This window comes from Phycicoccus avicenniae (assembly GCF_018139485.1).
GTDB lineage: Bacteria > Actinomycetota > Actinomycetes > Actinomycetales > Dermatophilaceae > Phycicoccus > Phycicoccus avicenniae.
Window position 1 is genome coordinate 111329 of record NZ_JAGSNF010000004.1, and the last position, 13469, is coordinate 124797.

12 protein-coding genes and 2 tRNA genes are annotated in these 13469 nt (G+C 71.2%); 3 read left to right on the forward strand and 11 right to left on the reverse strand.

Annotation, left to right across the window (positions count from 1 at the left end; genetic code table 11):
* Positions 1–11: 11 nt before the first annotated feature.
* Entirely contained in the window at positions 12–266 is a 255-nt protein-coding gene (locus KC207_RS04545; RefSeq protein WP_211601722.1) for a cell division protein CrgA, read from the forward strand.
* 115 nt (positions 267–381) lie between these two features.
* Here the strand turns inward: KC207_RS04545 and KC207_RS04550 are convergent, their stop codons facing one another.
* Together KC207_RS04550 and KC207_RS04555 are read right to left on the reverse strand one after the other, a co-directional pair.
* On the reverse strand, positions 382–1302 hold the full coding sequence (locus KC207_RS04550; RefSeq protein ID WP_249138557.1) for a rhomboid family intramembrane serine protease: 921 nt from the start codon (positions 1300–1302) through the stop codon (positions 382–384).
* A 25-nt stretch (positions 1303–1327) separates the two neighbouring features.
* Positions 1328–1849: a peptidylprolyl isomerase gene (locus KC207_RS04555; protein WP_211601723.1), complete on the reverse strand. Its 522-nt coding sequence runs from the start codon at positions 1847–1849 to the stop codon at positions 1328–1330.
* Between the two features lie 140 nt (positions 1850–1989).
* Between KC207_RS04555 and KC207_RS04560 the strand changes: the two genes are divergently transcribed.
* On the forward strand, positions 1990–2991 hold the full coding sequence (locus KC207_RS04560) for a hypothetical protein (protein ID WP_211601724.1): 1002 nt from the start codon (positions 1990–1992) through the stop codon (positions 2989–2991).
* Between the two features lie 112 nt (positions 2992–3103).
* On the opposite strand, the gene KC207_RS04565 is transcribed toward KC207_RS04560, so the two are convergent.
* Together KC207_RS04565 and KC207_RS17015 are read right to left on the reverse strand one after the other, a co-directional pair.
* Positions 3104–3412, reverse strand: a complete 309-nt coding sequence (locus KC207_RS04565; RefSeq protein ID WP_211601725.1) for a hypothetical protein — start codon at positions 3410–3412, stop codon at positions 3104–3106.
* A 133-nt stretch (positions 3413–3545) separates the two neighbouring features.
* Positions 3546–4115 (reverse strand): DUF1294 domain-containing protein, encoded by a 570-nt coding sequence (locus KC207_RS17015; RefSeq protein WP_282958951.1) that lies wholly within the window; start codon positions 4113–4115, stop codon positions 3546–3548.
* A gap of 166 nt (positions 4116–4281) precedes the next feature.
* Between KC207_RS17015 and KC207_RS04580 the strand changes: the two genes are divergently transcribed.
* A complete protein-coding gene (locus KC207_RS04580) occupies positions 4282–5217 on the forward strand; it encodes an HNH endonuclease signature motif containing protein (protein WP_211601726.1) in 936 nt (311 codons plus the stop codon).
* A 59-nt stretch (positions 5218–5276) separates the two neighbouring features.
* Here KC207_RS04580 and KC207_RS04585 read toward each other — a convergent pair.
* The 7 genes from KC207_RS04585 to KC207_RS04615 all read right to left on the reverse strand — a co-directional run bounded on the left by KC207_RS04585 (position 5277) and on the right by KC207_RS04615 (position 13469).
* Positions 5277–5352: transfer RNA gene (locus KC207_RS04585), tRNA-Ala, on the reverse strand.
* A gap of 47 nt (positions 5353–5399) precedes the next feature.
* Complete coding sequence (locus tag KC207_RS04590; RefSeq protein WP_211601727.1) at positions 5400–5522, reverse strand: DLW-39 family protein; 123 nt, start codon at positions 5520–5522, stop codon at positions 5400–5402.
* 33 nt (positions 5523–5555) lie between these two features.
* A tRNA-Ile gene (locus tag KC207_RS04595) sits at positions 5556–5632 on the reverse strand.
* A gap of 324 nt (positions 5633–5956) precedes the next feature.
* Positions 5957–6598: a DUF3566 domain-containing protein gene (locus tag KC207_RS04600; RefSeq protein WP_249138558.1), complete on the reverse strand. Its 642-nt coding sequence runs from the start codon at positions 6596–6598 to the stop codon at positions 5957–5959.
* A 14-nt stretch (positions 6599–6612) separates the two neighbouring features.
* Positions 6613–9240: a DNA gyrase subunit A gene (gene gyrA / locus KC207_RS04605; protein ID WP_211601728.1), complete on the reverse strand. Its 2628-nt coding sequence runs from the start codon at positions 9238–9240 to the stop codon at positions 6613–6615.
* Positions 9241–9306: 66 nt separating this feature from the next.
* Positions 9307–11361: a DNA topoisomerase (ATP-hydrolyzing) subunit B gene (gene gyrB, locus KC207_RS04610; protein WP_249138576.1), complete on the reverse strand. Its 2055-nt coding sequence runs from the start codon at positions 11359–11361 to the stop codon at positions 9307–9309.
* A gap of 281 nt (positions 11362–11642) precedes the next feature.
* Positions 11643–13469: an ATP-binding protein gene (locus KC207_RS04615; protein ID WP_211601730.1), complete on the reverse strand. Its 1827-nt coding sequence runs from the start codon at positions 13467–13469 to the stop codon at positions 11643–11645.

The following is a 13469-nucleotide window of genomic DNA, read 5'->3' on the forward strand; positions in this document are numbered from 1 at the left end:
AGGAGTTCCCCGTGCCCGAGTCCAAGGGTCGCCCCAAGCCCGCCTTCACCCCGCCGCGGCGGACGCGGTCCACCGAACCGCAGTCGAACGCCCCGTGGTTCGTGCCGGTGATGCTCGGTCTCATGGTCGTCGGCCTCGTCTGGGTCGTGACCTTCTACATCTCCGGGATCAACCAGTACCCCGTGCCGCAGATCGGCCGGTGGAACCTCGGCGTCGGCTTCGGGCTGATGCTCGCCGGGTTCCTCATGACGACCCGCTGGCGCTGACCCTCGCACGCGTCCCGGCGTTCCCGCGCGGACGGAGTTGTCCACAGGGGATGTCCACACTGGGGACAGAACTACACGCGTGTAATCCACAGGCACCTGTGGACAGGCGGACCGCCTAGGCCAGGGCGTACCGGGCGACGGCGAGCACCACGAGGACGACCCCGATGCCCGCGAGCGCGGCCCAGTGCACGGTCGGCCGACCCCGCTCGGTCATGCTCTTCGCCCGGCCGAGGTAGCCGATGGCCGCCGCGCACGCCGCCCCGACGACGAACCCGCCGAGGTGGGCCTGCCACGCGATGTTCGGGTAGACGAACCCGATGACGGCGTTGATGCCGATGATGACGTACATCCCGGCGGCCGACCGGTTGAGCCGGCGCTGCAGGACGAGGTAGGCGCCGAAGAGCCCGAAGACCGCCCCGGAGGCTCCGACCGCGGGTGTCCACCAGCCGACGCCCTGGCCCGCGACCGCCTCGGCGTACGTCGAGGACGGGCCGGACAGGAGCAGGTAGACGACGGAGCCCCCGACCGCGCTCAGCAGGTAGAGGGCGATGTAGCGGGCGCGGCCCAGCATCGGCTCGAGGTACTGCCCCATGAGGAAGAGCGCGTACATGTTGAACGCGATGTGGAAGATCGGCCCGTGCGCGAAGGCCGAGGTGAGGAAGCGCCACGGCTGGCTCTCGCCGAGCGCCGGGACGAAGGAGATGTCCCCGGTCAGACCGGGCATCACCTGCTGGAAGAGGTAGACGACGACGCACATGCCGATGAGGGTGAAGCTGACGACGGGGCGGCCGTCGGTCACCGTCCCGCCGAACACCGTCCGCGCCTGCCGGACCGACTTCTGCCCCTCCCGGACGCAGTCGACGCACTGGACGCCGACCGCCGCCGGCCGCTGACACTCGGGACAGACGGGCCGGCGGCAGCGCTGGCAGCGGACGTAGGACTCGCGGTCGGGGTGCCGCGGGCACACCGGGACCTCCTGCTCGGCGCTCGGCTCGGCAGGAGGCCCCGTCGGGGGCACCGGGGGTCGGTCGTCCACGGTCTCGTCCAGGGTGAGCGGTGGGTCAGTCCTCGTGAATCTCGACGCGCTCGATGACGACGTCCTCGCGCGGCTTGTCCTGCGGGCCGGTGGGGACGTTACCGAGCTCGTCGACGACGGCGCGGCTGGGGGCGTCGGCGACCTCGCCGAAGATCGTGTGCTTGCCGGTGAGCCAGGTCGTCGGCGCGACGGTGATGAAGAACTGCGAGCCGTTCGTGCCCTTGCCGCCGCGCGAGCCGGCGTTCGCCATCGCGAGCAGGTAAGGACGGTCGAAGCTCTTGTCCGGGTGGATCTCGTCGTCGAACGTGTAGCCGGGGCCGCCCATGCCCTTCCCGAGCGGGCAGCCGCCCTGGATCATGAAGTTCGGGATGATCCGGTGGAAGATCAGGCCGTCGTAGAACGGGGTCGGGTTCGTGCGGCCGGCGTCGTCCTGGTACTCCTGCTCGCCGGTGGCGAGGCCGGTGAAGTTCTTCACCGTCTTGGGCGCCTCGTTGGGGAAGAGCTCGACGACGATCGGGCCGTGGTTCGTGTGCAGCGTTGCCTTCATGTCCCGATCCTCTCACGCAGGGCTGGACGGTCCCTGTGGAGCCCGCGCGCGGGACACACCGTGGACGGATGCCGCCCCGACGTGTGCCCAGCAGGCAAAACAGGGCAGGATGGGGTGAGACGACCAGCCAAGGAGGACACGTGTTCCGCAACAAGAGCAGGACCGACCAGGCGAAGGACGCCGTCGTCGACGCCCGTTCCCGCGTCAGCGATGCCTCGCACGGGGCGGCCGCCGAGGCTCGTGGGCGGGCCAAGGACCTGCGGAAGCAGAGCGACGACCTGCGCAAGCAGAGCCGCAAGCAGGCCAAGCACCTGCGCAAGCAGGCGGAGTCCGAGTACGCCCACGCCCGCAAGTCCGGCAAGAAGCTGTCGAAGCAGGCGCAGTCGGAGTACGACGACGTCCGCAAGCAGGCCGCCGGGTACGCCGGTGCCGCGAAGGGCGCCGCCCAGGACTACGCCGACGTCGCCCGCAAGAAGGCGCACGAGGCCGCCGACGAGATCACCCCGCGCGTCGAGCACGCCCGGGACGCGTTCATGGAGGACGTCGTCCCGAAGATCGCCGCCGCCGTCGCGACCGCCGTCGCCGGTGCCGCGACGATGCGCGACCAGGCCACCGAGGCCGCCGAGCGCGCCCCCGACGCCTACGCCGTCCTCAAGGGCGATGCCACCGTGAAGCAGAAGAAGGGCAAGGGCCGCTGGGTCCTCGTCCTCGGGGCCGTCGCCGCGGGTGCCGCCGTCTACGCCTACCGCAAGAGCACCGAGCGTCCCGACCCGTGGGCGAGCGCTGGCTCCTACTCCCCGCCGTCCTCGGCGTCGACGCGGGTCAGCGAGACCGTCGACTCCGCGAAGGCCAAGGCCGGGGAGCTCAAGGACAAGGCCGCCGAGGCCGCGACCTCCGCCAAGGAGACCGCGTCGGCCAAGGCGACCGAGGCCAAGGCCGCCGCGTCGACGAAGGTCGAGGAGGCCAAGGGCGCCGCGGGCGCGGAGACCGACAAGGGCACCGCGACGTGGACCGACGCCACCGACAAGGCCGACGAGGTCCCGTCGACCTCCGGAACCTCGGAGGGCTCGGACCTGTCGACGCCGTCGATCGACGAGGGCTCGAACACCGCTGTCGACGAGAGCGACAAGCCCCAGAACTGACCGGTCGCCTTCCGGGCTTCCTGTCGAGCAGCGAACGCCGGTCGTCCTTCGGGACGGCCGGCGTTCGTGTGTCCGGGCTGCCGGGTGGGGCGGCCCGGAGCGGTGGCTGCTCCTACTCCTCGAAGCCCTTCGTCGGGTTGCACGCGTCACCGGGGGAGGGCAGGATCGCGCCCTTGACCTCCTGGGGACCCACCCCGAGCTGCTTCTTGATGAGGACGAGGAAGGTACCGTGGGACTGGGTCCTCGTCGGCTCCTCCTCGGTGATCTCGTCGTTGAGACCGGAGTACTTGCAGATGGAGCTGCCCTTGAGCGGCAGCTCCTGCCCGTTGCCGTTGACCTCGCCCGCCGAGGCGGGTGCGGCGGCGGCGACCGCGAGGGCACCCGCGGCGGCGAGTGCCGCCAGGGCGCGATGTGCTGACATGATCCACTCCTTCTGCGACCCCTGCTCGGAGTGGTTTCGGGACCGCGAGCGAAATCTAGGGCCGGTGGGTCGCGGGTGACCATGGCCCGATCGAGCCATCCGCGAACGGCTCGTGGGGCGAGTGGGACGGGGGTCAGCCGGTGAGCGTCACGAGAAGGACGAGGACGACGACGTTGACGACCGCCGTGAGCCAGAAGACGGTGCGGAACGGCTGCTTCGTCGTCTTGTGGCGGAAGAGCGGGCGGGCGACGAGGCCACCCGGCCAGCCGCCGAGCAGGTCGACGAGGTGCAGCCCGGACTCGGGGATGCGCCGGGTGCGGTCGCGGGCGGCGCGCTTGTCGACGCGATAGAGAGCGAAGGAGACGAGGCCGAGGACGAGGTAGACCGGCGCGACCCACGGGGTGACGCTGCCGGTCGCGACGAGGACGACGAGCACGACGAGGAAGACGCCGGCGACGACGAGCGCCGCCGTGAGACCCGCGCGGTTCCGCCGGCTGCGGCCGAGGAGGCGGGCGTCGGCGGCCTGCGGGCGTCCGCGCTCGTCCGTCGCGGTGAGGAAGGAGATGCGGTTCCCGTCACGCGGGCGCCGGCCGCGGGGGAGGGCGCTGATGTGGACGAAGACCCACTGGCTCCCGTCGTCCGGGACGATGAAGCCGAAGCCACGATCGTCGTTCCACTCCGTGACGACGCCCTCGGTGCGCATGACCCTCCAGTTCGCTGACCTGGGTAGAGGCTAACCCCCTGCACCCTCACCCGCGCCTCGTCAGGTGGTCACGGGTCGGGGTCGTCGTTCGCCCCGGACAGCGGCGCCTCGTGTGCGAAGCTGACGCGTGTCCTCCATGCCGCCCCCACCGCGAGCGTGGTTGCTCATGGCGGCGGGGGACGACCGCGGCCACGGGGGGAACGCCGGGTACGACGACCAGATCGACGCGTACTACTCGTGGGACAGCAACGTCCCGAACCACACGAAGCTCACGGTCGGTGACCCCGTCGCCGTCTGGGACAAACGACGACTTCTCGGCATCTCGGTCATCGAGCAGATCGACCGCCGCCCGGGCATCAAGGCCCTCAGCCGGTGTCCTCGCTGTGGCACGACGCGGATCAGCATCCGCAAGTCGGCCCGGCCGCTGCACCGGTGCATGAAGTGCCATCGGGAGTTCGACGTTCCCGACGTCGAGAGTGTGGAGGTCACCGAGTACGTCGCCCGGTACGACGCGGCGTGGACCTGGCTCACGGGTGTGCTGGGTGCGGACGAGATCAAGGCCGTCGCGGTGAACCCGAAGGAGTTCAACGCCATGCGCCTCCTCGACTGGACGGCCCTCGAGCGCGCGCTGTTGGATCGCGACGTCCCCCGGGCCGTCGGCCGGGTCACCTCCAGGGTCGACATCGCCCACGCCACGGACGACGGCATCGTCGTCGACCTGCCGCATGGACACACGACGGCGTTGGTCCGGGTTCGACGCGGTCAGAGTCGCTTCCGTGAGCAGACGCTGAGGCGGCAGGGCAGCGTCTGCGCGTTCACCGGTGATGCTCCCGACCGCGTTCTCGAGGCCGGCCACCTGTACAGCTACGCCCGACTCGGTGAGCACCACGAACACGGCGGTCTCATGCTGCGGCGGGACGTCCACCGTCTGTTCGACGACGGTCTGCTGTCGGTCGACCCCGACCGTCTCCGGGTGGACGTCGGTGACGATCTGCAGCGATACCCGCAGTACGCGGAGCTGCACCAGCGGACCCTCACGGTCCCCGTGCACGACCGTCAGATCGAGTGGCTCGCTCAACACTGGGCGGAGCATCGCACCTAGGCCGTCCGCGTGGAGCTGACGACACGACGAGGGCCCGGCACACGGCCGGGCCTGATCGATGGTGGAGCCAAGGGGACTCGAACCCCTAACCCCCTGCTTGCAAAGCAGGTGCGCTACCAATTGCGCCATGGCCCCTGGGTGGCCGGCGGGGCATCCTGCCGGCGGTGAAGCGAGGGGAGTCGTCAGCTCCGGGGGGTGTCGGTCGCCTCTGCCCAGAGCCGGTTCTCGGACTGCTTGTCCTTGATCTGCTTCGTCACCGCGAACGCACCCGCGGCCGACGCGACGAGGAGGAGGAGCTTCTTCACGCGGTCACCACCTGGGACGAGGAAAGGGTCGGTTGGTGGGCCTAACAGGACTTGAACCTGTGGCCTCTTCCTTATCAGGGAAGCGCTCTAACCGTCTGAGCTATAGGCCCGTCGCCGACCGGCGTCGCGCCCCCTGTGAGGAGGGCGCGGTGACCGAGGTTACCCGATCCCCGCCCGGCGCCCCAAAACGGCGGCCACACGGCTCCTGGCACCGATCGTGGAGTGCGTGCTGGTGGCGGAACGAGTGCGATCATCCCGGTTGTGGGACCAGAAACCGCACCTGGTGGCAGAAGGGGGGTCGGGTGGCGCCACACGCAGCGGCACGGCATCCGACGGGTACTGCGGGGGCGCCAGGAAGGCCGCGGGGGCTGCCGCAGAGGGACACGCCGCAAGGAGGCCGGGTGGAGGGCTGCCGCAGAAGGAGCGGCGACGGATCAGTCGTCGGTGAGGGTGAGGTGCAGCCCGCCGACGAGGGCGCTCGAGACGTTGTAGAGGAACGCCGCGAGCGTCGCGATCGCCGTGAAGAGGATGACGTCGATGACCCCGATGACGATCGACAGCGACACGACCCGCGTGAAGCCGATGAAGTCGAGGATGTCGAAGCCCTCGCCGCCGTCCTGGATGACGGAGCCGATGACGCCGTTGACCTGGTCGAAGACGCCCATCGCGTCGAGGACGGTCCACAGCACGACCGTCATGACGACCAGCGCGATGCCGAGCGCCACCGACAGCAGGAACGAGACCTTCATCGCCGACCACGGGTCGATCCGCGACACGATGAGTCGCACCCGGCGCGGGGCCGCCTGACGCGGCGCCTGCGGACGGGGAGCCCCGCCGCCCTGACGGGCCGGCGCCGACTCGGGCCGGCGCACCGGGGCGGTCCCACCGGCCTGACGGGCGGGCACGGGGCGCGTCGCGTCCTGGCCCTCCTGCCGTGCCGCGGGGCGCCGGTCCTCGCGCGACGGCTGGGTGGCGGTGCGGGCGGCGCCCTGCGGGGCGTCGGCGCGACCGCCGGAGGACGACCCGGTGCGGGCGGACGGACGCAGGGGGCGGCCGGCGCTGTCAGCGGTGCTCACGGGGTCCTCCTCGGTCAGACATCGTCATCCGACGGTACGGCATCCCCGGCGTCCGCTGCGACATCGCCACCACCGGTCTCGGTGTCCCCGCCCGTCACGCCGCCGTCCGCGTCGACCGCGGTGCCGGCGATCGCGTCGGGGTCGACCCCGGCCTCGACGAGCGCCTCGTCGACCGCCTCCTCGACGGCCTTCTCGGGGTTGCGGGCGACGGCCTTGACCTTGTCGCCCTTGCCCGGCTTGACGAGGATGACGCCCTGAGTGTTGCGGCCCTTGGGGGCGATCTCCTCGGTCGAGGACCGCACGATGTTGCCCTTCTCGAAGACGACGAGCAGCTCGTCGCCACCGAGGGTCGTCAGCGCCCCGGCGAGGTCGCCGTTCCGCTCGGTGATCTTCGCGACGGCGACACCGAGCGTCGCCCGCCCCTTGGCGTTCCACTCCGAGGCGTTGGTGCGCTTGGCCATGCCGTTCTCGAAGACGACGAAGACGTCCGGCTCGGTGCCGTCGCGCAGCACCGACATCGACAGCAGCTCGTCGTCGCCGCGGAACTTCATCCCGGTGACGCCGCTCGTCCCCCGTCCCATCGGCCGCAGCTGCGCGTCGTCGGCGTGGAAGCGCACCGACATCCCCTTCCGGGACACGAGCAGCAGGTCGTCCTCGGCCGCGACGAGCCCGACGCCGACGAGCTCGTCCTCGTCGCGGAGGTTGATCGCGATGAGGCCGCCCGTGCGAGGGCTGTCGTACTCGGTGAGGCGGGTCTTCTTCACGAGTCCGCCGCGGGTGGCGAGCACGAGGTACGGCGCGTCCTCGTAGGTGCGCAGCGCGAGGACCTGGGCGATCTCCTCGCCCGGCTGGAACGCCATGATGTTCGCGACGTGCTGGCCCTTGGAGTCGCGGCCGGCGTCCGGCAGCTCGTAGGCCTTCGCACGGTAGACCCGCCCGAGGGTGGTGAAGAACAGCAGCCAGTGGTGCGAGGTCGTCGCGAAGAAGTGCTCGACCATGTCCTCGCCCCGCAGCGTCGCCCCGCGCACCCCCTTGCCGCCCGGCTTCTGCGCCCGGTACAGGTCGACCCGGGTGCGCTTGGCGTACCCGCCCCGGGTGATCGTCACGACGACGTCCTCCTCGGGGATGAGGTCCTCCATCGACATGTCGCCGTCGCCCGGCATGATCGTCGTCCGCCGCTCGTCGCCGTACTTGTCGACGATGGCGCCGAGCTCGGAGGAGACGAGGTCCCGCTGGCGCTGCGGCGTCGCGAGGATGTCCTGATAGTCCTCGATCTGCGCCTGCAGCTCGTCGTGGTCGTCGATGATCTTCTGCCGCTCCAGGGCCGCGAGCCGCCGCAGCTGCATGTCGAGGATGGCCTGCGCCTGGATCTCGTCGATCTCGAGCAGGTCCATGAGGCCGGTGCGGGCCTCGTCGACGGTCGGGGACCGGCGGATGAGCGCGATGACCTCGTCGAGCGCGTCGAGCGCCTTGAGCAGGCCGCGCAGGATGTGGATGCGCTCCTCGGCCTTGCGCAGCCGGTACTCGGTGCGCCGGCGGATGACCTCGATCTGGTGCTCGACCCAGTACTTGACGAACGCGTCGATCGGCAGGGTGCGCGGCACCCCGTCGACGAGAGCGAGCATGTTCGCGCCGAACGTCGTCTGCAGCTGGGTGTGCTTGTAGAGGTTGTTGAGGACGACCTTGGCGATCGCGTCGCGCTTGAGGACGATGACGAGCCGCTGGCCGGTGCGGCCCGAGGTCTCGTCCCGGATGTCGGCGATGCCGGCGAGCCGGCCGTCCTTGACGTGCTCGGCGATCTTCTGCGCCAGCGAGTCCGGGTTGACCTGGTACGGCAGCTCCGTGACGACGAGGCACTGCCGGCCCTGGATCTCCTCGACCTCGACGACCGAGCGCATCATGATCGAGCCGCGGCCCGTGCGGTAGGCGTCCTCGATCCCCTGATGGCCCATGACGAGGGCGCCCGTCGGGAAGTCGGGGCCCTTGATCCGCTGCATCACCGCGGTGAGGGTCTCCTCGCGGGAGGCGTCGGGGTTGCGCAGCACCCACTCGGCGGCCTCGGCGACCTCGCGCAGGTTGTGCGGCGGGATCTGGGTCGCCATGCCGACGGCGATGCCGGCGCTGCCGTTGACGAGGAGGTTCGGGAACCGGGCCGGCAGGACCGTCGGCTCGAGGGTCTTGCCGTCGTAGTTCGGGGCGAAGTCGACGGTCTCCTCGTCGATGTCCCGGACCATCTCCATCGACAGCGGGGCCATCCGGCACTCGGTGTACCGGGGGGCCGCGGCCGGGTCGTCACCGGGGGAGCCGAAGTTCCCCTGGCCCTGGACGAGCGGGTAGCGCATCGACCAGTCCTGGACGAGCCGGACGAGGGCGTCGTAGATCGCCGTGTCGCCGTGCGGGTGGTACTGGCCCATGACGTCACCGACGACGCGGGAGCACTTGTTGAAGCCGCGGTCGGGCCGGTAGCCGCCGTCGTACATCGCGTAGAGGACACGGCGGTGCACGGGCTTGAGGCCGTCCCGGACGTCCGGCAGCGCGCGGGAGACGATGACGGACATCGCGTACTCGATGTACGAGCGCTGCATCTCGGCGTTGAGGTCGATCGGCTCCGAGCGGTCGGTCTCGACGGGCTGGTCAGTCATGCGGGTCCTTGCCGGGAGGGATGGTCAGGAGGTCGGGGGCGACGCGGACGACGTCGGGCGTCGACGTCAGATGTCGAGGAACCGGACGTCGCGGGCGTTGCGCTGGATGAACCCGCGCCGGGACTCGACGTCCTCGCCCATGAGGACGCTGAAGATCTCGTCGGCGGCGGCGGCGTCGTCGAGGGTGACCTGGAGGAGCACCCGCTGGTCGGGGTCCATCGTCGTCTCCCAGAGCTCGGAGTAGTCCATCTCTCCGAGGCCCTTGTAGCGCTGCACCGGGTTGTCCTTCGGCAGCCGCCAGCCCTTGCTCTGCCCCTCGGCGACGAGCGCGTCCCGTTCCCGGTCGGTGAAGGCGAACTCGTGCGGGTTGTTGCTCCACTTGATCCGGTACAGCGGCGGCTGGGCGAGGTAGACGTACCCGGCCTCGATCATCGGCTTCATGAACCGGAAGAGCAGCGTGAGCAGCAGGGTCCGGATGTGCATGCCGTCGACGTCGGCGTCGGCCATGAGGACGATCTTGTGGTAGCGGGCCTTCTCGATGTCGAAGTCCTCACCGATGCCGGTGCCGAAGGCCGAGATGAGCGCCTGGACCTCGGTGTTGGCGAGCGCCTTGTCCAGGCGGGCCCGCTCGACGTTGAGGATCTTGCCGCGGATCGGGAGGATCGCCTGGGTGTAGGGGTTGCGCCCCCGCACCGCCGACCCACCGGCCGAGTCGCCCTCGACGATGAAGACCTCGGAGACCGCCGGGTCCTTGGCCTGGCAGTCGCGCAGCTTGCCGGGCAGGCCGCCGGACTCGAGCACCCGCTTGCGGGTGGCCTCGCGGGCCTTGCGGGCGGCCAGCCGAGCGGTCGCCGCCTGGATCGCCTTGCGGACGATCTCCTTGCCCTCGGTGGGGTGGCTGTCGAGCCACCCGCCGAACTCCTCGGTCATCGCCCGCTGGACGAACCCCTTGACCTCGGAGTTGCCGAGCTTGGTCTTGGTCTGCCCCTCGAACTGCGGCTCGCCGAGCTTGACCGAGATGACGGCGGTGAGGCCCTCGCGGACGTCGTCGCCGGTGAGGTTGTCGTCCTTGTCCTTGAGGAGGTTGTTCTTGCGCGCGAAGTCGTTGACGAGCTTGGTCAGCGCCGCGCGGAAGCCCTCCTCGTGGGTGCCGCCCTCGTGGGTGTTGATCGTGTTGGCGTAGGTGTGCACCGACTCGCTGTACGAGGTGGTCCACTGCATCGCCAGCTCGAGCGAGAGCGCCCGCTCGACGTCCTCGGTGTCGATCGAGATGACCTCGGCGTGGACGGGGTCCGAGCGCTTGGAGGTGTTGAGGTGGTTGACGTAGTCGACGAGCCCGTCGTCGTAGCGGTAGCTGACCTTCTTCGCCGTCGTCGTCCGGGTCTCGCCCGAGGTGTCGTCGGTCGCCTCGACCTGCTCGGTCTGGTCGACGTCGTCGAGGTCGATCTCGTCCGCGTCGGTCTGCGGCACCCGCTCGTCGACGAGGGTGATCGTCAGGCCCTTGTTGAGGAAGGCGTACTGCTGGAAGCGCGAACGGAGCGTCTCGTAGTCGTAGGACGTCGTCTCGAAGATGTCCGGGCTGGCCCAGAACGTGATCGTCGTACCCGTCTCCTCGGTCGCCTCCTCCCGGGTGAGCGGACCGGTGGGGACACCGCCGGCGAACCCCATCCGGTGGGCGTGGCCCTTCTGCCGGACGCACACGTCGAGCCGGGTGGACAGGGCGTTGACGACGGAGGAGCCGACACCGTGCAGCCCGCCGGACACCTTGTACCCGCCGCCGCCGAACTTCCCGCCGGCGTGCAGCTGGGTGAGGACGAGCTCGACGGCGCTCACGCCCTCGGTCGGGTGGATGTCCGTGGGGATGCCGCGCCCGTTGTCCTTGACCCGCACGGCGCCGTCGGCCATGAGCGTGACGTCGATGGTGTCGGCGTAGCCGGCGAGTGCCTCGTCCACCGCGTTGTCGACGATCTCCCAGACGAGGTGGTGCAGGCCGCGCTCACCGGTCGAGCCGATGTACATGCCCGGTCGCTTGCGCACGGCCTCCAGGCCCTCGAGCACCGTGATCGACCCGGCGTCGTACTCGGGCCCGGCCGCCGGGGGGACCGGCACCTGTGCGGGCACGTCGGGGGTCTGGTCGGGCTGGTCCGCCACGGGTCTCCTTCGATGGGCAGGCCGACGGTCCTCGGGGGACGGACGGCGCACGGCACATGTCTGCGGGCGACGACGCCCACGCGCATGGTGACCCGTGCATCCTATCTCCCCGGGACGACACCAGACACGCTGGGAGGCCCGTGGCGGCCGTTTTCCGGGCTGATCTCGTCCGTCCACGGGCCCCCTCACGCACCAGGGCCCGTCAGCGGCCCAGAACGGCGATGAGCGGGTCGCCGAGGAGCCGGTCAGCCCTAGGCGGTCGCCGGCCCGGCGACCGCGGCCGTGACGAGCGCGCCGACGGCGTCCGCGAGGACCCCGGTGCGCTCCGGACCGACGTCCGCCCGGCCGAGGAGCATCGCGACGACGTGCAGCGCCCGCAGCGCGTCCGCGGCGCCGACGGCGTCCGGCACGGCCAGCAGCCGCGCGACCGCCGGGTGGAGCGCGTTGAGGACGAGGCCGGAGGTCGTGCCGTCGGCGGCCGGCTCGTGCGGCCACCACAGCGCCGGCCGGGTCTCCGGCCGGAAGGAGGCGACCTCCACGGCGACCCCGGGCAGGTGGGCGGAGGCGACCTCGACGAGGCGCCGCGCGCCGGCGGCGTCCTCGACGGGCGTGGGGTCGGCGATGCCTACGACGTCGGCCGGCCCCAGGGCCCGGAAGACCCGCCCGTCGGGGTCGAGCGCCGCGACGATCGCGGCGTCGTGCGGTCCGCTCGCGTCGAGGACGAGGCGGCCCGCGTGCACCGCGACGTCGACCATCGCGGCGTAGAGGTCGGCGTCGGTGACGTAGGGGACGGGGTCGCCGGCCGCGACGAGGGCGTCGAGCGTGCGGTCCCCCTGCGTCGTGCGGAACGGCATCGTCGAGCGCAGCAGGTCGCGCATGTCCTCGCCCTGGGCGGCCAGCGCCTTGAGGCCGTCGGCGTGCAGGCGCATCACCGCCTCGTAGGCGTCGGGTCGCAGGCCCTGGACCATGATGAGCTCGCCGAGCAGCACCTTCCCGAGCCGCTCGCGGACGATGTCGAGCGACCCGGTCTCCTGGAACGCCTCGCGGGAGGCGGTGAGCGGCAGGTCCCCACCGTCGATGACCGCCCGGCAGAAGAAGGCCCAGCCGGGCAGGACGTGGCTGTCGCTGTCCGCGACGAGCATCCCGCGCGAGTAGAGCCGGTCACCCGTCCGGTGCCCCGGCATCGCCGTGTACGGCAGGACGAAGCCGATGCCGCGCACGTCGAGGAGGGAGGAGTCGAGGGGGACGATGCCGAGCGGCTCGAAGCCGAGACGCTCGCGGCACCAGCGCAGCTGGTCCTCGACCGGCAGGTCCCACGGCGGGGTGACGCGCGAGACGAGCCGGTCGTCGACGAGGACGTCGACCGGCAGGTGCTCGACGAACGCCGCGGCGAGGTCGTGGACCGTCGGTGCGAGGCACCAGCCGGCACCCTCGGGACGGGGGTGGACGCGGACCTCGGTGCCGGGCCCCTCGAGCGGGGTGCTCGCCTCGCTGATCGAGAAGGTGCCGTCGGAGCGACCGACCCACGCGATCGTCGGGGCGTGCGGGTCCTTCGCCGAGCGGGACCGCAGCTCGACGGTGTCGCCGACGAGGAAGCAGGAGAGCAGCCCGATGCCGAACTGGCCGAGCAGCTGGCGCCGCGCGCCGGCGAAGTCGCCCCGCTTGCTCGAGCCGCCGATCGTCGCGAGCAGGTCGCGCATCTCGTCGGCGGTGAGCCCGACGCCGTCGTCGTGGACGACGAGCGGCTCGGCGCCCCGGGCCGAGGTGACCCGGACGGCGCCGGCGAACCCCGGCTCGAGGCGGGCCCGCGCCTCGAGGGCGTCGGTCGCGTTCTGGAGCAGCTCGCGCAGGAAGACGCGGGGGCTGCTGTAGAGGTGGTGGCTCAGGACGTCGACGATGCCGCGCAGGTCGACGTGGAACTGCTCGCGGGCCGCGGCGTCGGCGGCCGGCGCGGGGTCCGGTCCGCCCGCGGCGACCGGCCTGCCGGCACCACGGTCGGCACCGCGGCGTGCCGACGGCAGGAGCGCCTCGGGTTCGGGCCCCGGCTCGGTCGTTCGGTCCGCGTTGCGCTGTCGCAC

Bases quoted from the DNA above. Each gene is read 5' to 3' on its own strand.
- gyrA (WP_211601728.1), bottom strand. From the start codon at position 9,240: ATGACTGACCAGCCCGTCGAGACCGACCGCTCGGAGCCGATCGACCTC.
- KC207_RS04565 (WP_211601725.1), bottom strand. From the start codon at position 3,412: ATGTCAGCACATCGCGCCCTGGCGGCACTCGCCGCCGCGGGTGCCCTC.
- KC207_RS17015 (WP_282958951.1), bottom strand. From the start codon at position 4,115: ATGCGCACCGAGGGCGTCGTCACGGAGTGGAACGACGATCGTGGCTTC.
- KC207_RS04580 (WP_211601726.1), top strand. From the start codon at position 4,282: ATGGCGGCGGGGGACGACCGCGGCCACGGGGGGAACGCCGGGTACGAC.
- KC207_RS04555 (WP_211601723.1), bottom strand. From the start codon at position 1,849: ATGAAGGCAACGCTGCACACGAACCACGGCCCGATCGTCGTCGAGCTC.